Below are 18,462 nucleotides of genomic sequence, written 5' to 3' on the forward strand. Positions count from 1 at the left end.
ACGCGCCTACGCTGCGCTGCAGGACAAGATCGTGCTAGCGACCGCTGCCGGTGTCGGTGATCTCCACCTGCAACAGGCCGTCGACATCGTAGGTGAAGCGGACCCGGAAGCTGCCGTCACCGCCGCGCGCAGGATCCACCGGGATGTCCAGCCGGCCCAGCGCGATGTTGCGTTCGACCACCGGGTGTTCGCCCTGGAAGATGCCGACCGAGAGGACCTTCTGTTTGTCCGATACCGGGCTGATCGACTGCTCGCGGCTGATCGGCACCACGCTGTTGCGCGGGATCACCGGCAGGAAATAGCCGGGATGATAGCGGCCGCGCTCGTCCACGCGGGAAATGTCGATACCCAGCGTGTACGGGCAGACATCGGTCAGCACCACCTCTTCCAGGTCGATGGCGCGTTGTTTCAGGCCCGCCGCCAGCGTGGTCCCCAACGCGATCGCCTGGTCGGGGTGGATGTGGCGCAACGGCAAGCGGCCCAGCAACCGCGTAGCCAGGCGGCCGACCATCGGCATGCGCACCGCGCCGCCGACCAGTACCACGTCATCGATGTCGCCCGGGCCCAGCCGCGCATCGCGCAACGCGCGTTCGATGGGCAGGCGCATCCGCTGCAGCAAGGGTGCGGCAAGTGTCTCGAAGCGCTCCGCCGTACAGCTCCACTGCACCGTCGTGCCGAGCAGCGCGATCTGCAGCGTGCTGTCGCCGTTGCCCGACAGGCCATGCTTGAATGCCTCCATCTGCTGGCGCAGACGCGCCAGCTCACCGGCCGGCAACTGCTTCAGGTCGGTACCGGTATCGGCAGCGAAGGCCTGCAGCAGTACTTCCAGGAAGTCCTCGCCGCCCAGGAAGGTATCGCCCGCCGAGGCATGCACCTCCACCATGCCGTCGAACAGTTCCAGGATCGACACATCGAAGGTGCCGCCGCCGAGGTCCAGGACCAGGATCCGGCCTTCGCCCTCGCGGTCACGCAGGCCATAGGCCAGCGCGGCGGCAGTAGGTTCGTTGATCAGGCGTTCCACGCGGATGCCGGCCAGTTCGCCAGCGGTGCGCGTGGCCTTGCGCTGTGCGTCGCTGAAGTAGGCCGGTACGCTGATCACCGCTTCCTCGATACGCATGCCCAAGGCCGCTTCGGCATCGGCCAGCAGCGAGCGCAGGACCAGGGCGGACAGCTCTTCGGGCCGGAACCGGCGCTCGCCAAGCTTCACTTCGTGGTCGCTGCCCATCACCCGCTTGAACGTTGCCGCAGTGAGGTGGGGGTGGGTCACCAGCCGCTCCCGCGCGGCCCGTCCCACGAGTACCGTGTCGCCATCCAGGCTGACCACCGAGGGTGTGAGCAGGTCGCCGTAAGCGTTGGTGAACAGGCGCCCGCCTTGGCCGTCGTGCACCCCGATCAACGAATGCGTCGTGCCCAGATCAATCCCTACGATCATCCCTGCCATCTCCCCCTGAGAAGCGCCGATTCTAGCCAGCCCGCCCCACCCCTGACCATCGGGCGTTGCCCCACCGGCCCCCAGTGGCTAAGGTGCCCGCTCGTTCCGCCGTACTGGATGCACCCATGCCCGCACGCAAGCCCCTCAGCGCCGCCCTGGCCCTTGGCCTCACCCTCGCCGCCGGCGCCCACGCCGACGAAGGCATGTGGATGCCGACCCAGCTGCCGGATCTGGCCAAGCCGCTGAAGGCGGCCGGGTTCAAGGGCAACCCGGCCGACCTGGCCAACGTGACCGCCGCGCCGCTGAGCGCGGTGGTGCGTGCGGGGGGCGGCACCGGCTCGTTCGTCTCTGAAGACGGCCTGCTGCTGACCAACCACCATGTCGCCATGGGCGTGATCCAGTACAACAGCACCGCCGAGCACAACCTGATCGACGGCGGCTTCATCGCCCAGGGTCGCAGCGATGAGCGCCCGTCCAACCCGGATTTCCGCGTGCTGGTCACCACTGGCTTCGACAAGGTCACCGATGAAGTGCTGCGCGACGCGCGCGGCAAGACCGGCCGCGCCTATTTCGACGCGGTGGACCGCGCGAGCAAGCGGCTGGTGGCCGAGTGCGAGCAGGAAGGCAACGTGCGCTGCAGCGTGGCCGACATGTACTATGGCACCGATTTCTACCGCATCCGCCAGCTGGAACTGAGCGATGTGCGGCTGGTGTACGCGCCGCCGCGCGCCATCGGCAACTACGGCGACGAGATCGACAACTTCATGTGGCCGCGCCACACCGGCGATTTCACCCTGCTGCGCGCCTACGTGGGCAAGGACGGCAAGCCGGCCGCCTACAGCCCGGACAACGTGCCTTACCACCCGCCGGCGCACCTGAAGATGGCCATCGATGGCCCGAAGACCGGTGATTTCGCCATGCTGGCCGGATACCCGGGCATCACCTACCGCCACCGCACGGCGGCCGAGTTCGCCGGCCAGATCGATGCGGTGCTGCCGCGCCGGGTGGCGGTGTTCCAGCAGATGATCGACACCATCGAGGCGGCTACCGCCAAGGATGCGCAGGCCCGCACCCGCTATGCCGCGCAGCTGCAGTCGCTGAAGAACAACCGCAAGCGTGCCGCCGGTGAGCTGGAGGGCCTGCTGCGCAGCGATGCCAAGACCCAGCGCGCCACCGATGAGGCGGCGATGCTGAAGGCCACCGATGCGACCTGGCAGCCGGACATCCAAGCGCTGCTGGGCTCGCTGTCGCAGGGCGCGTCGATGGGCGAGCGCGATTTCGTGCTGGAACAGGCCGCCGCGCAGAGCCAGCTGCTGCGTTCGGCGTTGCTGCTGGAGCGCCTGCGCATCGAATCGGCCAAGCCCGATGCCGAGCGCGAAAGCGGCTACCAGCAGCGCGATCAGGCGCTGATCGAAGGCACCCTCAAGCAGGTCCAGCGCCGCTACGCGCCGGAGGTCGAGAAGGCGCTGCTGACGAATCTGCTCACCCGCTACCAGCAGTTGCCCGATGCGCAGCGCGTGCCCGAGTTCGACGCCGCGTTCGGCCGGACCCCGGCCGCGCTGGCCAAGGCGTTGGACGCGCTGTACAGCGGTACCCGGCTGGGTGATGAAGCCGAACGCCTGAGCCGCTTCGCTGCTGCCAAGGAAGGCAAGGCATTGGCGCACGACCCGCTGATCGACCTGGCCGGCCCGCTGGTGGCCGCGCAGCTGCGCCTGGAGGGTGAGCGCAAGGAGCGCGAAGGTGAGCAGCTGCGCCTGCGCCCGGCCTACATGCAGGCCCTGTTTGCGTGGCGGGCAAAGCAGGGCAGGGCGGTTTACCCGGACGCCAACCGTACGCTGCGCATCAGCTACGGCAAGGTGGAAGCGCTGTCCCCGCGCGATGCGGTGCATTTCGACCCGGTGACCACCGTGGCCGGCATCGTGGAAAAGAACACCAATGCATTCCCGTTCGATGCGCCCAAGCCGTTGCTGGCGGCCATCGCCAAGGGCGATTTCGGCAGCACCGCCGACCCGGTGCTGAAGACCCAGACGGTCAACTTCCTGACCAACCTGGATACCACCGGCGGCAACTCCGGCTCGCCGGTGCTCAATGCACGCGGCGAGCTGATCGGGCTGAACTTCGACAGCAACTGGGAATCGGTCAGCGCCAGCTGGTGGTTCGACCCGCGCTTCAAGCGCGCCGTGCACGTGGACATGCGCTACCTGCGCTGGCTGCTGGCCAAGGTCTACCCGGCGCCGGCACTGCTGACCGAAATGGGCGTGCCGGCCGAGTAGGCCGGCGCCCTTCAACGGGCCAGCGGCGTCAGCCCGGTCCAGTCCATCTGCAAGGGCGCGAGCAGCAGATCCAGTTCGTTGCCCAGCGGGTTGCCGGGGTCCCAGACGTTGGGGTTGGCTGCAGCGTGCGAGCGCTCTGGCGGCGCGGCGCCGTTCCACGCCACCAGGGTCAGCTTCATGCCGCCGCGGTGAACGCCTGCCACCGCGTCCAACTGCTGCGCACCCAGTGCCCGTACTTCTGTGGGCTGAAAGCCCAGCCGCTCGGCCTTGGCCAGCAGCTTGACGGCAATATCGCTGACTGCCAGCTCGCGCCAGGTCAACGTTACCGGCACCGGCAGCAACGAGAACTCGCGGCGCAGTTCATGCAGCAGGTGGGCATGGATCTGGCTCTGCGGCCGCTGTATGGCGGGGTCGCCTCCGGGATCAAGCGGCAGTGCCGCTTCCACTTCGTGCAGGTAGTGCACCAGCTGCAGCGTGCGATGTTCATCCGCACTGAGTGGGCCGAACGGGGAACCGGCTACCGGAACCGCCAGCCGCTGGTAGATCTGCGCCATCGGCCAACGACTGGTACGGTCAGCCGGCGGAGGGGTTTCAGTGACGGCTCGGGCGTTCCAGACCGAATACAGCAGGTTGCTGAGCGCGTTGCAGGTGACCTCGCGTTGGTCCGCGGGCAGCGAGGTTTCCAGGCGGTGGCGCAACAGCGGGGTGAGTATGGCGGGCGGCGAGGTGGCTACGGGCATGCTGGAACTCCGTGGGAACGAGGGGCGGTCAACGCTGCCTGCCCCGATCCACACGAACAAGCGGCAACCACGACGCCCCACTGTCGCTTGCACCCACACGCCACCGCACTGCGGCTTTTGTAGCATTTGGCGGGTTCCCGGGCGGCGGCTAGACTGCAGGCTGGATCCGGAGGAAGCGACGCACCACGTGACTGCAGTACGGGAACTTGAAGGGCTGAAGGTCTGGGTGGTTGAAGACGACCCGGAGCTGCTTGCACTGCTGCTGGACGACCTGGCCTGGCGCGGCGCGACCGTGCGTGGCCTGGACAGCGCTGAAGCCCTGTACCGCGCGCTGCTGAGCGACCGCTGCGACATCGTGGTGCTGGACGTGGGCCTGCCTGGCGAAGACGGCTACACGGTGGCGAGCCACCTTCGCGCCTCGGCCTCGATCGGCATCGTGATGCTGACCGGCCGTGGCGATCCCCGTGACATGGCGCTGGGCCTGACCCAGGGCGCCGACCTGTATCTGGTCAAGCCACCGGACCTGGACGTGCTGGCAGCCGGCCTGCACAGCCTGCGCCGCCGCCTCTCGCCCCCTTCCACCGCGCCGGCGCCCGCCACGGCGCAGCCGCGCTGGCGATTGGCCGATGACGGATGGACCCTGCACGCACCGACCGCCGCCACGCTGGCGCTGACGATGATGGAGCGCGGCGTGCTGCAGTTGCTGTTCGCGGCCAACGGCGGCGCCGTCACCCGCGAGCAGCTGATTGCCAACATCACCGACACCCCGTGGGATTTCGATCCGCACCGCCTGGATGTGCTGGTCCATCGCCTGCGCACGCGCGTGCGCAGCGCCACCGATGTCGAGCTGCCGATCCGCGCGCTGCGCGGCCAGGGCTACCTGCTTACCGCCTGACCCGCGCGGGTCTGTGTGAGCCAGTGTGAGCGTGCGTGAGCCGCCGGCACTGACTTGCCTTCACGGCAACATCACAATCCGCCCCGCCCGGCACCGTCGGCGACGTCTGTCGCCTGCAGGCCTGGGATTCATCTGACAGGGGACGTCTGGACCGGTTGCGTTGGGTACGCATCGTGCGGCGTTCCCTGTGAACGCTGCAGCGACCGGAACAGGGGAAAACGCATGTCCATCCAGAGCGATCGCGCAGGCATCTGCGCGGCGGCAACGCCGTTTGAGCGCACGCAGGCGCAGTCCTGGCGCTTGTCGCTGCGCCGCGCCGTGCTGGGCCTGCTGATGGCGCTGCCACTACCCGCACTGGCCATCGACCTGCAGATCACCGACTTCTCCGATACCGGTTACGACCCGGTGCCCGCAGGCACCACGGTGATCTACAACGTCAAGGTCGAAAACGGCGCCAATGACACCGCCAGCGGCAGCGTGACCCTGTTCGACCTGCCCGCCGGCACCGCGCTGGGCGGCACCGCCCCGGCGGGCTGCAGCGCCTCGGCGGGCGCTGCCGGCACTATCCGCGTGGTGTGCACGAACCCGGCATTGAACGCCTCTACGGCGCCCTACGAGTTCAAGCTGCCGGTCACCACCATCGCCTCGCAGCCGGCCACCATCACCGTGCGCGCCGCGATCGGTTTCGCCAACGCGCTGCCGCCGGCGACCACGCCGATCAACTCGCTGCAGAACACCGACCCGTTCTTCGGCAGCGATACCAACGTTGCCAACAACCGCACCAGCCAGAACACCACCATCCAGGCGGCGGCCGACCTGGAACTCAGCAAGAGCGCCACGCCCGATCCGGTGATTGGCGGCGGTGAAGTCACCTACACCCTGACCGTGCGCAACGCCGGCCCCAGCGTCACCACCGGCTTCCGGGTCGCCGATACGCTGCCGCCGAACGTCACCCTGGTCGGCGCGCCGACCGGTGCGGACTGGGCCTTCACCCAGCAGAACGGCACCTACAACGGCACCCTGGCGGTAGGCGCGAGCACCAGCTATTCGTTCCGCGGCAAGGTCAATGTCGGCACCGGCAACATCGTCAATTCGGCGGTGGTCAACGCCGGCAACGTGCCCGACCCGGTGCCGGACAACAACGCTGCCCAGGTGACCACGCAGGTGACCGCCGGTGCGGACCTGCTGGTGTCCAAGTCGGTATCGCCCGCGCCGGCAGCCGCCGGTTCGGTGGTCACCTATACGCTGACCGCGCGCAACGATGGTCCCAGCGCGGCCACCACCGTGGTCCTGCGCGATGCGTTGCCGGAAGGCTTCCAGGTCAACGGGGTATCCGGACCCGGCGGCTGGTCGTGCACCAACAACGCCGAGCGCACCGTGGTCACCTGCAACGCCGCGAGCTTCGCACCGGGCGCGCAGGCGCAGATCGCGATCCAGGCGCAGGTGCCGTCCACCGGCACCAACAGCAGCGGTACGGTGACCAACACCGCCCAGATCAGCGCCGCCACGCCGGATCCGGTGCTCACCAACAACGAAGGCAGCGTCGGCCTGACCGTCATCCCCGACGGCGCCGATCTGCGTATGACCAAGACCAAGACCCCGGCGCTGGTACCGGTGTGGAACAACACCGGGCTGCGCACCGACAGCGTGATGACCAGCACCCTGCGCGCGCAGAACCTGGGCCCGCGCACGGTCACCGGCAACCTGCAGCTGGTCGATACGCTTGCCGCGGGCGAAGAATGGGTCGATGCCAGTGGGCAGCCCTACGCGGCGGGCGTGCCCGTGACCGTGGGCGGTTTCAGCTGCAGCGTGGACCGCGCCTGGAGCGGGGCCCCGGCGCAGGTCGTCACCTGCACCCAGACTGGTGGCTACCCGGTCGCGGTCAACGGCAACTCCGCCGCGCTGACCCTGTACACGCTTGCGCGCCTGCAGGGCACGCTGGCCAATACCGCCTGTACCGGCGGCAGCGGCGGTTCGGCCGAACCGACCACCGCCGGTGGCATCAACCTGGATCCGAACACCGGCAATGACTGCACCGGCGGGCAGAGCCGCGCCACCGACGCCCGCGCCGACCTGTCCATCACCAAGCGCACCAATGGCGCTGGCGACGCCGACAACGTGATCCGGGAAGCGGATGGTGGGGTCAGCTACACGCTGCAGGTCACCAACAACGGCGCAACCACCACCGGCGTGGTGGTCAACGACCCCATCCCGGGCTTCGTCACCGGCAGCACCACCGTCACCAAGAACACCGTGCCGGCCGGCTGGACCTGCGATGTGGTCGGCAGCGGCTACATCTGCCGCTCCGCCGGCACCGCGCTGGCGGCCGGCGCCACCGCCACGATCGTGTTCACCGTCAACCGTGGTCTGTTCGACAGCCAGAGCCAGGCCGCCGGTACCTGCGGTGGCGTGGCGATGCCGGCCGGCCGTTTCTGCAACACCGCTGGCGTCAGCATCGATCCGACCGTGAGCGGGTCGATCGGCGAAGCCAACCCGGGCAACAACAGCGCCTCGGACTGGGTGCAGATCGACCCGGTGGCCAACGTGGCCACCACCGCCAAGGACATCACCTCCGGCAGCCCGGGCCGCGCCGGCGTCAACACCACCTACCGCATCACCTACCAGAACCGGGGTCCGTCCACGGCCCGCGGCGTGGTGTTCAGCGATACCTTCACCCTGCCGGCCAATGACGCCGGTTTCGTATTGATTTCCGCGGCGCGCACCGGCAGCGGCAGCACCGCGTGCAGCGTGACCTCCAACGATGCGGCGATCAGCTCGGCGCCCGCCCCGGGCGGCACCTCGTGGTTCAACACCGGCGGCGCGCCCGCCACGCTGCGGCTGACCTGTGCGCCGCAGGACATGGCCAACAACTCCACCCAGACCATGACGGTGGTGATCCGCCCGAACGTCAACAGCGGCAACACCGGTCGCCGTTTCACCAACGATGGCTCGTTCCATTTCGATCCGGACAACACCGGCAGCCCGGTCCCGGCCAGCGGCGTCGACGGCAGCGGGCGCAGCTACAACTACAACAGCCGCACCGACGATGACCTGCGTGCCGCCGCGCTGGATTTCACCGCCGGTGAAGTCGACCTGATCGTCAACAAGATCGACCAGAACTTCGCCGGCGCGGTAGATCCGCTGGGCTTTGACTCGCGCGTGGGCCAGGAAGCCAACAACTACATCCTGTACCAGGTCAGCGTGCGCAACGACGGCCCGTCGCTGGCCACCCGCACGGTGATCGAAGACACCATCACCCCGGCCAGTGGCGCCAATGTCGCCTTCGTCGGCAGCCGCACCGGCACCGCCACCACCCCGCAGGGCGCGATGGAAGCACCAGGCGTGCGCTGTACCGTTGCCCCGGGCAGCAGCAATCCCACCACGGCGCCGCAGACCCTGTCGTGCAGCATGCCCAGCGTGGGCGTGTCCACCACCGAACAGGGGGCGATCGCCGCCAACCAGACCAGCTACCTGTACCTGGTGTACCAGTACCTCAGCGCGCCGCCGGCCACCGGCGCGACGCTGTTGAACGAGGTCACCGCACGCTCGGCCGAAACCGAGCGCGATACCAGCAACAACAGCGCGGTGCAGGAAACCAGCATCCGCACGCGCTCGGACCTGGCAATGACCAAGACCAGCGTGGTGCTGGCGCCCAATGCCAACCCGACCCAGCCGCTGCCCGCCGCTGCCACCACGATCAGCCTGCGCCAGCCGTTCTGGTACGTGCTGGACGTGGTCAACAACGGCCCGGGCCACAGCCTGTCGCGCGACCGCAGCGGCGACAACCCGCTGCGCGGCGATGGCGTGGTGGTCACCGATACGCTGCCGGCAGGCCTGGAGGTGATCGGCGGCGGCGAAGGCACCAGCTGGCAGAAGGCCGGCAACACCGCCGATGCCGGCGTGGTCAGCAACGGCACCGGCAGCTGCGTGGTGAACGGTCGCAACCTTACCTGCCGCATGGGTGATCTGGCGCTGGACGGCCGCGTCCGCGTGCTGGTGCCCGCGCGCTGGACCACGGTGCCGGCCAATGGCGCCGGCCTCAACACCGCACGCGCCACCAGCGACCAGCTCGACCCGACCCCCGGCAATGACGAAGGCACCAGCACCCACACCGTGGTGCGGTCCTCGCTGACCGGCGTGGTGTTCCAGGACCGCGAGCGCAGCGGCACCGACGGCGGCACGCCGCAGGCCGGCGAACCGACCATTTCCGGCGTCGAAGTCCGCCTCACCGGCACCGATGCCTACGGCAACGTGGTGGCGCTCACCACCACCACCGACGGCAACGGCGCCTACCGCTTCGACAACCTTGCGCCGGCCGGTACCGACGGCTACACGCTGACCCAGGTGCAGCCGGCCGCGTACGTCAATGGGCCGGTGGCACCGCCCGTTTCGGGCGGCCTGGCGCCGTCGGCCGGTGGTACCTATGCCGTGGTCGATCCAGCGATCAGCGCCAACTCGCTCTACTCCGCCATCGCGCTGGGCGCGGGTGTGGACGCGGTGCGCTACAACTTCCCGGAAGTGCGCCGCCCGGCGTTGTCCGGCTTCGTCTACGTCGACAGCAACTACAGCAACACCCGCAACACCGGCGACGCCCCGATCGCCAATGCCACCGTCGAACTGCTCGACGCGGCCGGCACCGTGGTGGCCAGTGCCACCACCGCCGCCGACGGCAGCTACAGCTTCCCCGGCCTGAACCCGCTGCAGGTGTACACGCTGCGCGAAGTGCTGCCCACCGGCAGCTACCGCAACCGCCCGAGCGCGATCAATCCGGGCCTGGTGGGTGCTGCGGCCTGCGCAGGCTGCACCGTGGCCACCGGCGCGACCGGCGATGCGGCAACCACCGACCGGATCGGCAACATCGACCTCTCGCGCGGCGAAGACGCCACAGCGTTCAACTTCGGCGAAGACGCGGTCACCGCCATCTCCGGCCATGTGTACCTGGACCGCAACGGCAACGGCGACTTCGATGCCGGCGATGCCGGTACGCGCAATTCGCAGGCCAATGGCGGCCTGCAGGGCGTCACCGTCACCCTCATCGGCGCGGGCCCCGACGGCGCGTTCGGTACGGGCGATGACCTGCCACCGGTGGTGGTCCAGACCGACGCGCAGGGCCGCTACGATTTCGATGGCCTGGTGGTCGGGCAGAACTACCGCATTACTGAGACGCAGCCGCAGGGGTATGCGAACGCTGCGGAAAACGCGACCAACAGCATCACCCTCAACGCGCTGCCGTTGACCGGTTCCAGTGGCAATGATTTCGGCGAGGCGCTCGGTTCGCTCAGCGGCGAGGTCTACGAAGACTTCTCCAACGTGGCGGCCAACAACAACAACGGCCGCCGCGACGCCGGTGAAAACGCCATCGCCAACGTCACCGTGACCCTGTCGGGCACGGACGTGCTTGGCAATCCGGTCGCGCTGACCACCACCACCGATGCCAACGGCGGCTACAGCTTCAGCGACCTGCTGCCGCCGCAGGCCGGCACCGGCTACACCCTGACCGAAACGCAGCCGGCCGGTTACCTGGACGGCAAGCATGCGGCCGGCAATGCGGCCACCCCCGGCAGCACGGCCGTGGCCAACGTCATTTCGGCGATCGCCATCAACGCCGGGCAGGACGCCAGCGGCTACCTGTTTGGCGAACTGGCCAATGCGCCGATCAGCGGCACGGTGTACCTGGACCGCAACGACGACGGCGACAACACCGCCGGCGACATCGGCGTGCCCGGCGTGCAGGTGACCATCGTCGGCAATGGCGCCGACGGCGTGTTCGGGACGCCCGACGACACCACCGTCACCCTGGTCACCAATGCCGATGGCCAGTACAGCTACCCTGGCGCGATCGCCGGCCAGGCCTACCGCATCACCGAAACCCAGCCGACCGGGCTGGGCGAAGGCCGCGAGCAGCCGGGCAACGTCATCCTGATCGCCAACCTGCCCGCCGCCGGCGCCAGCGGCAACGACTTCGGCGAGCTGGCCGCGTCGCTGTCCGGCACCGTGTTCCTGGACCGCAACAACAACGGCGTGCAGGACGCCGGCGAGCCGGGCCTGCCGGGCGTGCAGCTGCAGCTGCCGGCCGGCACGGTCGACGCGCTGGGCAACGCCGTGGTCACCGTGGCGACCGATGCCGACGGCCGCTACCGCTTCGACCACCTGCTGGCCGGCACCTACAGCGTGACCGAGCAGGCCGCGCAGCCGTCGTTCAATGGCGTCCCGACCCTCAACGGCCTCACCCGTGCGGGCAGCATCGACGGCGCCATCGTGGGCGTGTCCACCGCCGTGGCCAGCGTGCCGAGCGCGATCAACGCGATCACGCTGACGGCCGGCAAGGCAGGGACCGCCTATGACTTCGCCGAGATCCTGCCGGTGTCCATCGCCGGCGCGGTGTTCTTCGATGTCGACAACGACGGCGTGCGCAACGGTGCCGCTGAAACCGGCATCGAAGCGGTGACCGTGCAGGTCACCGGCACCGACGACACCGGCGCCAGCGTCTCGGTCAGCGTGCAGACCGATGCCGATGGCCGCTTCGTGTTCGAAGGCCTTCGACCGGGCACCTACACGCTTGTTGAACCGCAGCAGCCGGCCGGCACCAGCAACGGCATCACCACCGCCGGCACCGTCGGCGGCACGCCGCGTGGCACCGCCACCCCGATCACCACCGTGCCCAGTGCGATCAGCACCATCGACCTGACCACGCCGGGCAGCGCCTCGGTGGACAACCTGTTCGGCGAGATTCCGCTCAACAGCGGCATCAGCGGCAAGGTCTGGACCGACCGCAACAATGACGGCGTGGTCGACCCGGGCGAAACCGGCCTGGCCAATGTGCGGGTCACCCTGACCGGCACCGACCTGGCCGGCAACCCGATCAGCCGCGATACCGTGACCGACGCCGACGGCAGCTACAGCTTCGCCGAACTGCCGCCGGGCACCTACGTGGTGACCGAACCGGAGCAGCCCACCGGCACCCGCGATGGCCGCACCGTGGCCGGCAGCACCGGTGGCAGCGTGACCGCGCCGGGCACGGCGCCTTCGCAGATCACTGCGCTGGTGCTGGGCGTGAACCAGCAGTCGGTGAACAACAATTTTGGTGAGATTCCGACCGCCAGCATTGCCGGCCGCGTCTACAACGACAGTAACGACAATGGCAGCGTCGACAGCGGCGAAGGCGGCATCGCCGGGGTCAGCGTGGTGCTGACCGGCACCGATGACCTTGGCCAGCCGGTATCGCTCACGTTGAATACCGACGCCGAAGGCCGCTACCGCTTCGAGGGCCTGCGCCCGGGCACCTACACCGTGACCGAGCCGACCCAGCCGCCGCAGACGCTCAACGGCATCACCAGCGCCGGCACCGTCAACGCCGCCCTGGTCGGTGTGGCCAGTGACCGCGCCAGCGTGCCGTCGGCGATCAGCCAGATCGTGCTGCCGCTGGGCGTGGACGCGCTGGAGTACAACTTCGGTGAGATCGGCGATTCGCCCGACCTGATGGTCAGCAAGGCGTCCACCAGCACGCGCTTCACGGTCAACAACCTGGCCGGTTACACCATCCAGGTGCGCAACGCCGGCCAACAGCCGAGCCGTGGCGAGTACACGGTGCACGACCGCCTGCCGGCGGGCCTGAGCCTGGACAGCCTGCCGGTGGGGACCGGCTGGAGCTGTACCGGTGAACCCGGCGCGGTGCGTTTCAGCTGCACCAGCCAGCGCGTGCTGGCCGCCGGTGCGGTATCGCCGGACAGCATCGCCGTGGTGGTGCGCGTGGCCGCCGCAGCGGCCGAGGCCGGCACAGTCAACAATGCCGTGCTGGTGGAAGGCGGCGGCGAGAACCCGTTCCGCGCCCCGACCGCAACCGAACGCGCTGCGTTCGAGGGCGAAGTGGGCAACCTGCCGGCGTGCGTGGACACCATCATCCACAACGCCTGCCGCGTGCCCAACAGCGTGCAGCTGGCCGCGTCGGTCGGCGGCACCGTCTGGTTCGACGTGGGCAGCGATGACCAGCTGCTGGATGGCGGCGACCGCCGTCTGTCGGCCTGGATCGTGGAGCTGGTGGACCCTGCCAACGGGCAGGTGGTGAAGACCACCGTGAGTGCGGCTGACGGCAGCTACCGCTTCGGCGATGTGGTGCCAGGCGTGAAGTGGAACATCCGCTTCCGCGACCCGCGCTCCACCGTGCTGTGGCCGTTCCCGGTCACCCGCGAAAGTGCCGGCGGCGTGCAGGAAGCCTGCGACGCCGACGCGGCGATCGCGCGCGGCGCGGTCAGTGCCTGCCGCACCACCGACAACGGTACCAGCCAGCTGGAAGTGGTGCTGCGCGCCGGTGACCACCTGCCGCAGCAGAGCCTGCCGGTAGACCCATCGGGCGTGGTGTACGACGCCACCACCCGCGACCCGGTACCGGGTTCGATCGTGACCCTGGCGCCGGTTGGCCTGTGCAGCGGGTATGACCCGCGAACCAGCGTGCTCAATGCAGCCGGTGGTGGCTATCGCATTGACGGCAACACGATTGCGATGACCGTTGGCAGCGAAGGCTTCTACCAGTTCGCGTTTGGTCCGGCGGCGCCGGCACGTTGCGAGTTCCAGTTGACGGTGACTCCGCCGGGTGGCTACACCTTCGTGTCGAGCATGATCCCGCCGCAGGCCAGCGCGTTGTCGCCGGCCGGCGGTGCCGGTGCCAACCATGTCGTGCAGGCCAACACCCAGGCGCCGACCGGCGCGGTGGGTACGGCGACCGAGTACTACCTGACCCTGTTCGCGGGTTCGGCCACCGCAGCGATCGTGCACAACCATCTGCCGCTGGATACGGCGGTGGCCACGGGCCTGGCGATCACCAAGACCGGCGACCGCCAGACCGCCGAAATCGGCGACACCGTGCAGTACACCATCACCGTGCGCCAGACCGCCGGCAGTGCGCTGGCCGCGTTGAACGTGATCGACCGCCTGCCGCGTGGCTTCACCTACATCGACGGCACCGCGCGTGCCGACGGCCGTGCGGTGGCCGACCCGGCCGGCAAGCCCGGCCCGCTGCTGGGCTTCGCGCTGGGGCCGATCACTGTCGGTGGCCAGATCGTGCTGACCTACCGGGTCCGCGTGGGCGTGGGCGCGCAGCAGGGCGACGGCATCAACCGTGCGCAGGCCCATGGCTGTTCGATCAGCGGCGGTTGCATCGACCCGGTGGCGGTCACCCCGCTGCCCGGTTCGCTGGCCTCCAACCGTGCCGAATACCGCGTGCGTGTCACCGGTGGCGTGTTCACCGAACAGGCCTGTGTGCTCGGCAAGGTGTTCATGGACTGCAACAACAACCACCTGCAGGACCGCGAAGAGCTGGGCATTCCGGGAGTGCGCCTGTACTTCTCCGACGGCACCTGGGTGATCAGCGATTCGGAAGGCAAGTACAGCTTCTGCGGCCTGCCGCCGCAGAGCCACACGCTGAAGGTGGATGCGAGCACGCTGCCGGTCGGCGCGCGCCTGACCACCAGCAGCAACCGCAACCTGGGCGACGCCGACAGCCTGCTGCTCGACCTGAAGAACGGCGAGCTGCACCGCGCCGACTTCATCGAAGGCAGCTGCGCCAACCCGGTGCTGGAGCAGGTCAAGGCACGCCGCACCCAGGGTGAGGTGCAGGCGCCGGAAACCGAACCGGGCCAGGCGCCGCTGCGCTTCGAGAGCAAACCCGCACGGGCGCCGCAGCAGGCGACCGACACGGCCAACCAGAGACCGATCGTGCATCCCAGAGCCACACCGCCCGCCGCCACCACGGAGGGCCAGCCATGAGCCATGCTTCCGTAGTGCGCCAGCTGCCGCGCCTGAGCCTGCTGGCCTGTGCGCTGGCAACCCTGCCGGCGATGGCCCAGAGCGTGGGTACGCCGGGCCGCTTCACCCCGGTACTGGGCGATGCCAGCACGCTGTACCCGCGCAGCCCCGCCAGCGTGGACGCCGCGCCGGTTGCGGTGCGCGCCGCAGCGGGCACGCTGGACCGCATCGTGGTCGAGCTGGACCGCGACGGCGTGCCGGCCGATGGCCAGAGCCCGGTGCACGTGCGCGTGCAGCTGCTGGACCCCAGCGGCCTGCCGCTGGCCGGCACCACCTACGCGACGATTGAAAACAGTGGCGGCCGGATCCGCCTTCCCGGCTCGCGCACCGATGAGCTCGGCCCGGGCGCGCTGGATGCTGACAAGGTCACCCCCGGCGTGCAGCTGCAGGTGGTCGATGGCGTGGCCGAGTTCGACCTGGTCGCGCCGCACGAGCCCCAGGATGTGCTGCTGCGGATCACCGCCGGCGCCGAAACCGCGCAGGGCAGCATCGGCTTCGTGCCGGAGATGCGCGAGATGATCGCCACCGGCCTCATCGAAGGCGTGGTCAACTTCCGTCGCCACGGCAATGGCAGCCTGGTTTCGCCGGTGGAGCACAACGACGCCTTCGACCGCGACATCCGTCGCTGGGAGCGCCAGTTCAACAACGGCAAGGCCAACGCCGCCGCGCGCACCGCGTTCTTCGTCAAGGGCCGGATCAAGGGCGATGCGCTGCTCACTGCCGCCTACGATTCGGACAAGGACACCCGCGGCCGCCTGCTGCGTGACATCCAGCCCGAGGAGTTCTACCCGGTCTACGGCGACGCGTCGCTGCGCGGCTTCGACGCGCGCTCGGCCGAGCGCCTGTATGTTCGCATCGACAACAAGCGCAGCTACCTGCTCTACGGCGATTTCCAGACCGGCGACGGGCTGGCCACGGCCACCGGCATCGGCGGCAGCGGTCCGATTCCGCAGCGCAGCCTGGGGACCTACAACCGCACCGCCACCGGGCTGGGCTGGCATTTCGAAAGCGAGCGCGTGCGCAGCAACGTGTTCGCCATCGAAGATTCCCTGCGCCAGGTGATCGAAGAGTTCCGCAGCCAGGGCAGTGGTCCCTACGCGCTGCGCAACAACGCGGTGCTGGAAGGCAGCGAGCGTGTCGAAGTCATCTCGCGCGATCGCAACCAGCCCACCCGCATCGTGTCGGTGCGGCCGTTGGCGCGGCTGGTGGACTACAGCTTCGAGCCGTTCTCCGGCCGCATCCTGCTCAACCAGTTCCTGCCGGCCTTCGACAGCGACCTCAACCCGGTCTCGCTGCGCATCACCTATGAACTGGACCAGGACACCGAGAAGTTCTGGGTGGTGGGAGCCGACGCGCAGGTGAAGCTCACCGACCGGCTGGAAGTCGGCGCGGCGGCGGTGGATGACCGCAACCCGTATGCGGAATTCCGCATGGGCAGCGCCAACGCCAGCTACCGGTTCGGCGACAACACCCTGCTGGTGGCCGAGTTCGCGCGCACCCAGAGCGAGGTCAACACCAACAGCATCAACCAGATCACCTCGCAGGGCCTGAAGGACGTCACCGGCGACGTGGAAGGCGATGCCTGGCGCGTGGAATTCGCGCACCAGACCGAGAAGCTGGAAGCGCGCCTGTTTGCCGCCCGTACCGATCCGGCGTTCAACAACCCGGCCGCGCCGCTGTACGGCGGTCGCGGTGAGTACAGCGCGCGCGTGGCCTACCAGCTTGGGCCGCGGCTGGAGCTGTACGTGGAAGGGCTGCGCAGCGAAGACCGCAACCCGGACGGTGGCAAGCGCGATGCCGGCGGCGCCGGCGTACGCATTGGCGCTACTGAACGGCTGACCGTGGACCTGGGCGTGCGCAGCATCCGCGAGACCATCGGCGTGACCTCGCCGTGGTCGTCCGGGGTACCGTTCGGCAATGCCGGCGGGCTGACCGGCGGCTTCGCCACCGGCGCCGGTGGCGGCGCGCTCGGCTACGGCCAGCAGGCGCTGGACCCGGCTACCGGGTTGATGGTGATCAACGGCAGCAGCACCGGCAGCCCGATCACCAGCGACCTGCCGGTGGGCACCGAGCTGGAATCGGACAGCGCCCGCTTCGGCTTGGGCTATCGCCTGAGCGACAAGCTCAGCAGTGGTGCCGAGATCGAGCACAGCGTGAGCGGCGAAGAACGTCGGCGCCTGGCCGCCGGGCTGGACTACCAGGTGTTCGAACGCAGCCGCCTCTACGGCCGCTACGAAAAGCAGACCGGCCTGACCAGCGCCTACGGCATCACCACCACCGACCGCGAGGCCGACGCGCTGGTGTTCGGTATCGACAGCAGCTACCTGCGCGATACCCAGACCTTCAGCGAGTACCGCCTGCGCGACGCGATCAGTGGCCGCGACGTACAGGCCGCCTCGGGTATCCGCAACAACTGGGACATCGCCGAAGGACTGCGCCTGTCCAGTTCGGCCGAGCACGTGAAGGTGATAGACGGCAGCACCGGTGACAGCACCGGCCTGGCGCTGGCCTTGGACTACGGCGCCAACCCGCTGTGGCGCGGTGCGATACGGGCCGAACACCGCATTTCCGAAGACGTGCCGGACAGCGACACCAACGAGGCGTTCAACACGACGCTGCTGCAGTTCATGCTGGCCCGCAAGCTCAGCCGCGACTGGACACTGCTGGCCCGCAACTACCTGCTGAGCACGCGGTATGACGCACGCGGCGACGTGCTGCAGGACCGCTTCCAGCTGGGCGTGGCCTACCGCGATACCGACCGCAACCGGATCAACGCGCTGGCCCGTTACGAGTACAAGCTCGAGCGCGACGAGAGCGGGCTGACCCTGGTCGATGGCAGCACCGTGGATGGCAGCAGCCAGGACGTGCGCACCCGCGCGCACATTGTCTCTGCCCATGCCGATTGGCATCCGTCGCGGCCGTGGTGGTTCACCGGGCGCGTGGCGGGGAAGTGGCAGCAGGATCAGTTCGCCTACGCCGACGGGGGTCGGGTCAACAGTGACTTCCGCGCCACGCTGCTGTCCGGGCGGGTGGTCTATGACATCACCGAGAACTGGGACATCGGCGTGCTCGGCTCCACGTTCCGCGGCCAGAGCGGCGCCAACCAGTACGCCTACGGCATGGAAGTCGGCCGCCTGCTGCGCCAGAACCTGTGGTTGTCGGCCGGCTACAACTGGACCGGCTTTGCCGGCGACCGCGACCTGAACGGCTATGAGTACACCCAGCAGGGCGTGTTCGTGCGCCTGCGCTTCAAGTTCGACGAAGACCTTTTCCGGCCGGACCCCGTCCGCTACCGCGACCCGGCACGCTGAGGATGCCCTG

The 18,462-nt window shown here is 68.9% G+C and carries 6 protein-coding genes; 4 read left to right on the top strand and 2 right to left on the bottom strand.

From position 1 onward, the window contains the following. Nucleotides 1-34 precede the first annotated feature (34 nt). A complete protein-coding gene (locus tag KVS69_RS05995) occupies nucleotides 35-1,432 on the bottom strand; it encodes a molecular chaperone HscC (RefSeq protein WP_254622050.1) in 1,398 nt (465 codons plus the stop codon). Between the two features lie 125 nt (nucleotides 1,433-1,557). On the opposite strand from KVS69_RS05995, the gene KVS69_RS06000 reads away from it, so the two are divergent. Then, nucleotides 1,558-3,705 (top strand): S46 family peptidase, encoded by a 2,148-nt coding sequence (locus tag KVS69_RS06000; protein ID WP_217537473.1) that lies wholly within the window; start codon nucleotides 1,558-1,560, stop codon nucleotides 3,703-3,705. A gap of 11 nt (nucleotides 3,706-3,716) precedes the next feature. Here the strand turns inward: KVS69_RS06000 and KVS69_RS06005 are convergent, their stop codons facing one another. Continuing rightward, entirely contained in the window at nucleotides 3,717-4,445 is a 729-nt protein-coding gene (locus KVS69_RS06005) for a hypothetical protein (protein ID WP_217537474.1), read from the bottom strand. A gap of 187 nt (nucleotides 4,446-4,632) precedes the next feature. Between KVS69_RS06005 and KVS69_RS06010 the strand changes: the two genes are divergently transcribed. The 3 genes from KVS69_RS06010 to KVS69_RS06020 all read left to right on the top strand — a co-directional run bounded on the left by KVS69_RS06010 (nucleotide 4,633) and on the right by KVS69_RS06020 (nucleotide 18,452). Beyond that, nucleotides 4,633-5,340 (top strand): response regulator transcription factor, encoded by a 708-nt coding sequence (locus tag KVS69_RS06010; protein WP_068847901.1) that lies wholly within the window; start codon nucleotides 4,633-4,635, stop codon nucleotides 5,338-5,340. Nucleotides 5,341-5,562: 222 nt separating this feature from the next. Further along, nucleotides 5,563-15,102 carry an SdrD B-like domain-containing protein gene (locus KVS69_RS06015; protein ID WP_217537475.1) on the top strand — a complete coding sequence of 3,180 codons (9,540 nt, stop codon included), beginning with the start codon at nucleotides 5,563-5,565 and terminating at the stop codon, nucleotides 15,100-15,102. Continuing rightward, the gene (locus KVS69_RS06020) at nucleotides 15,099-18,452 is read left to right on the top strand and encodes a hypothetical protein (RefSeq protein ID WP_217537476.1); all 3,354 of its coding nucleotides are present in this window, start codon (nucleotides 15,099-15,101) and stop codon (nucleotides 18,450-18,452) included. Before KVS69_RS06015 ends, KVS69_RS06020 begins: the two co-directional genes overlap by 4 nt. The last annotated feature ends 10 nt before the right edge of the window (nucleotides 18,453-18,462 follow it).

It is taken from the genome of Stenotrophomonas sp. GbtcB23 (assembly GCF_019091045.1).
GTDB classification, from domain to species: domain Bacteria; phylum Pseudomonadota; class Gammaproteobacteria; order Xanthomonadales; family Xanthomonadaceae; genus Stenotrophomonas; species Stenotrophomonas rhizophila_A.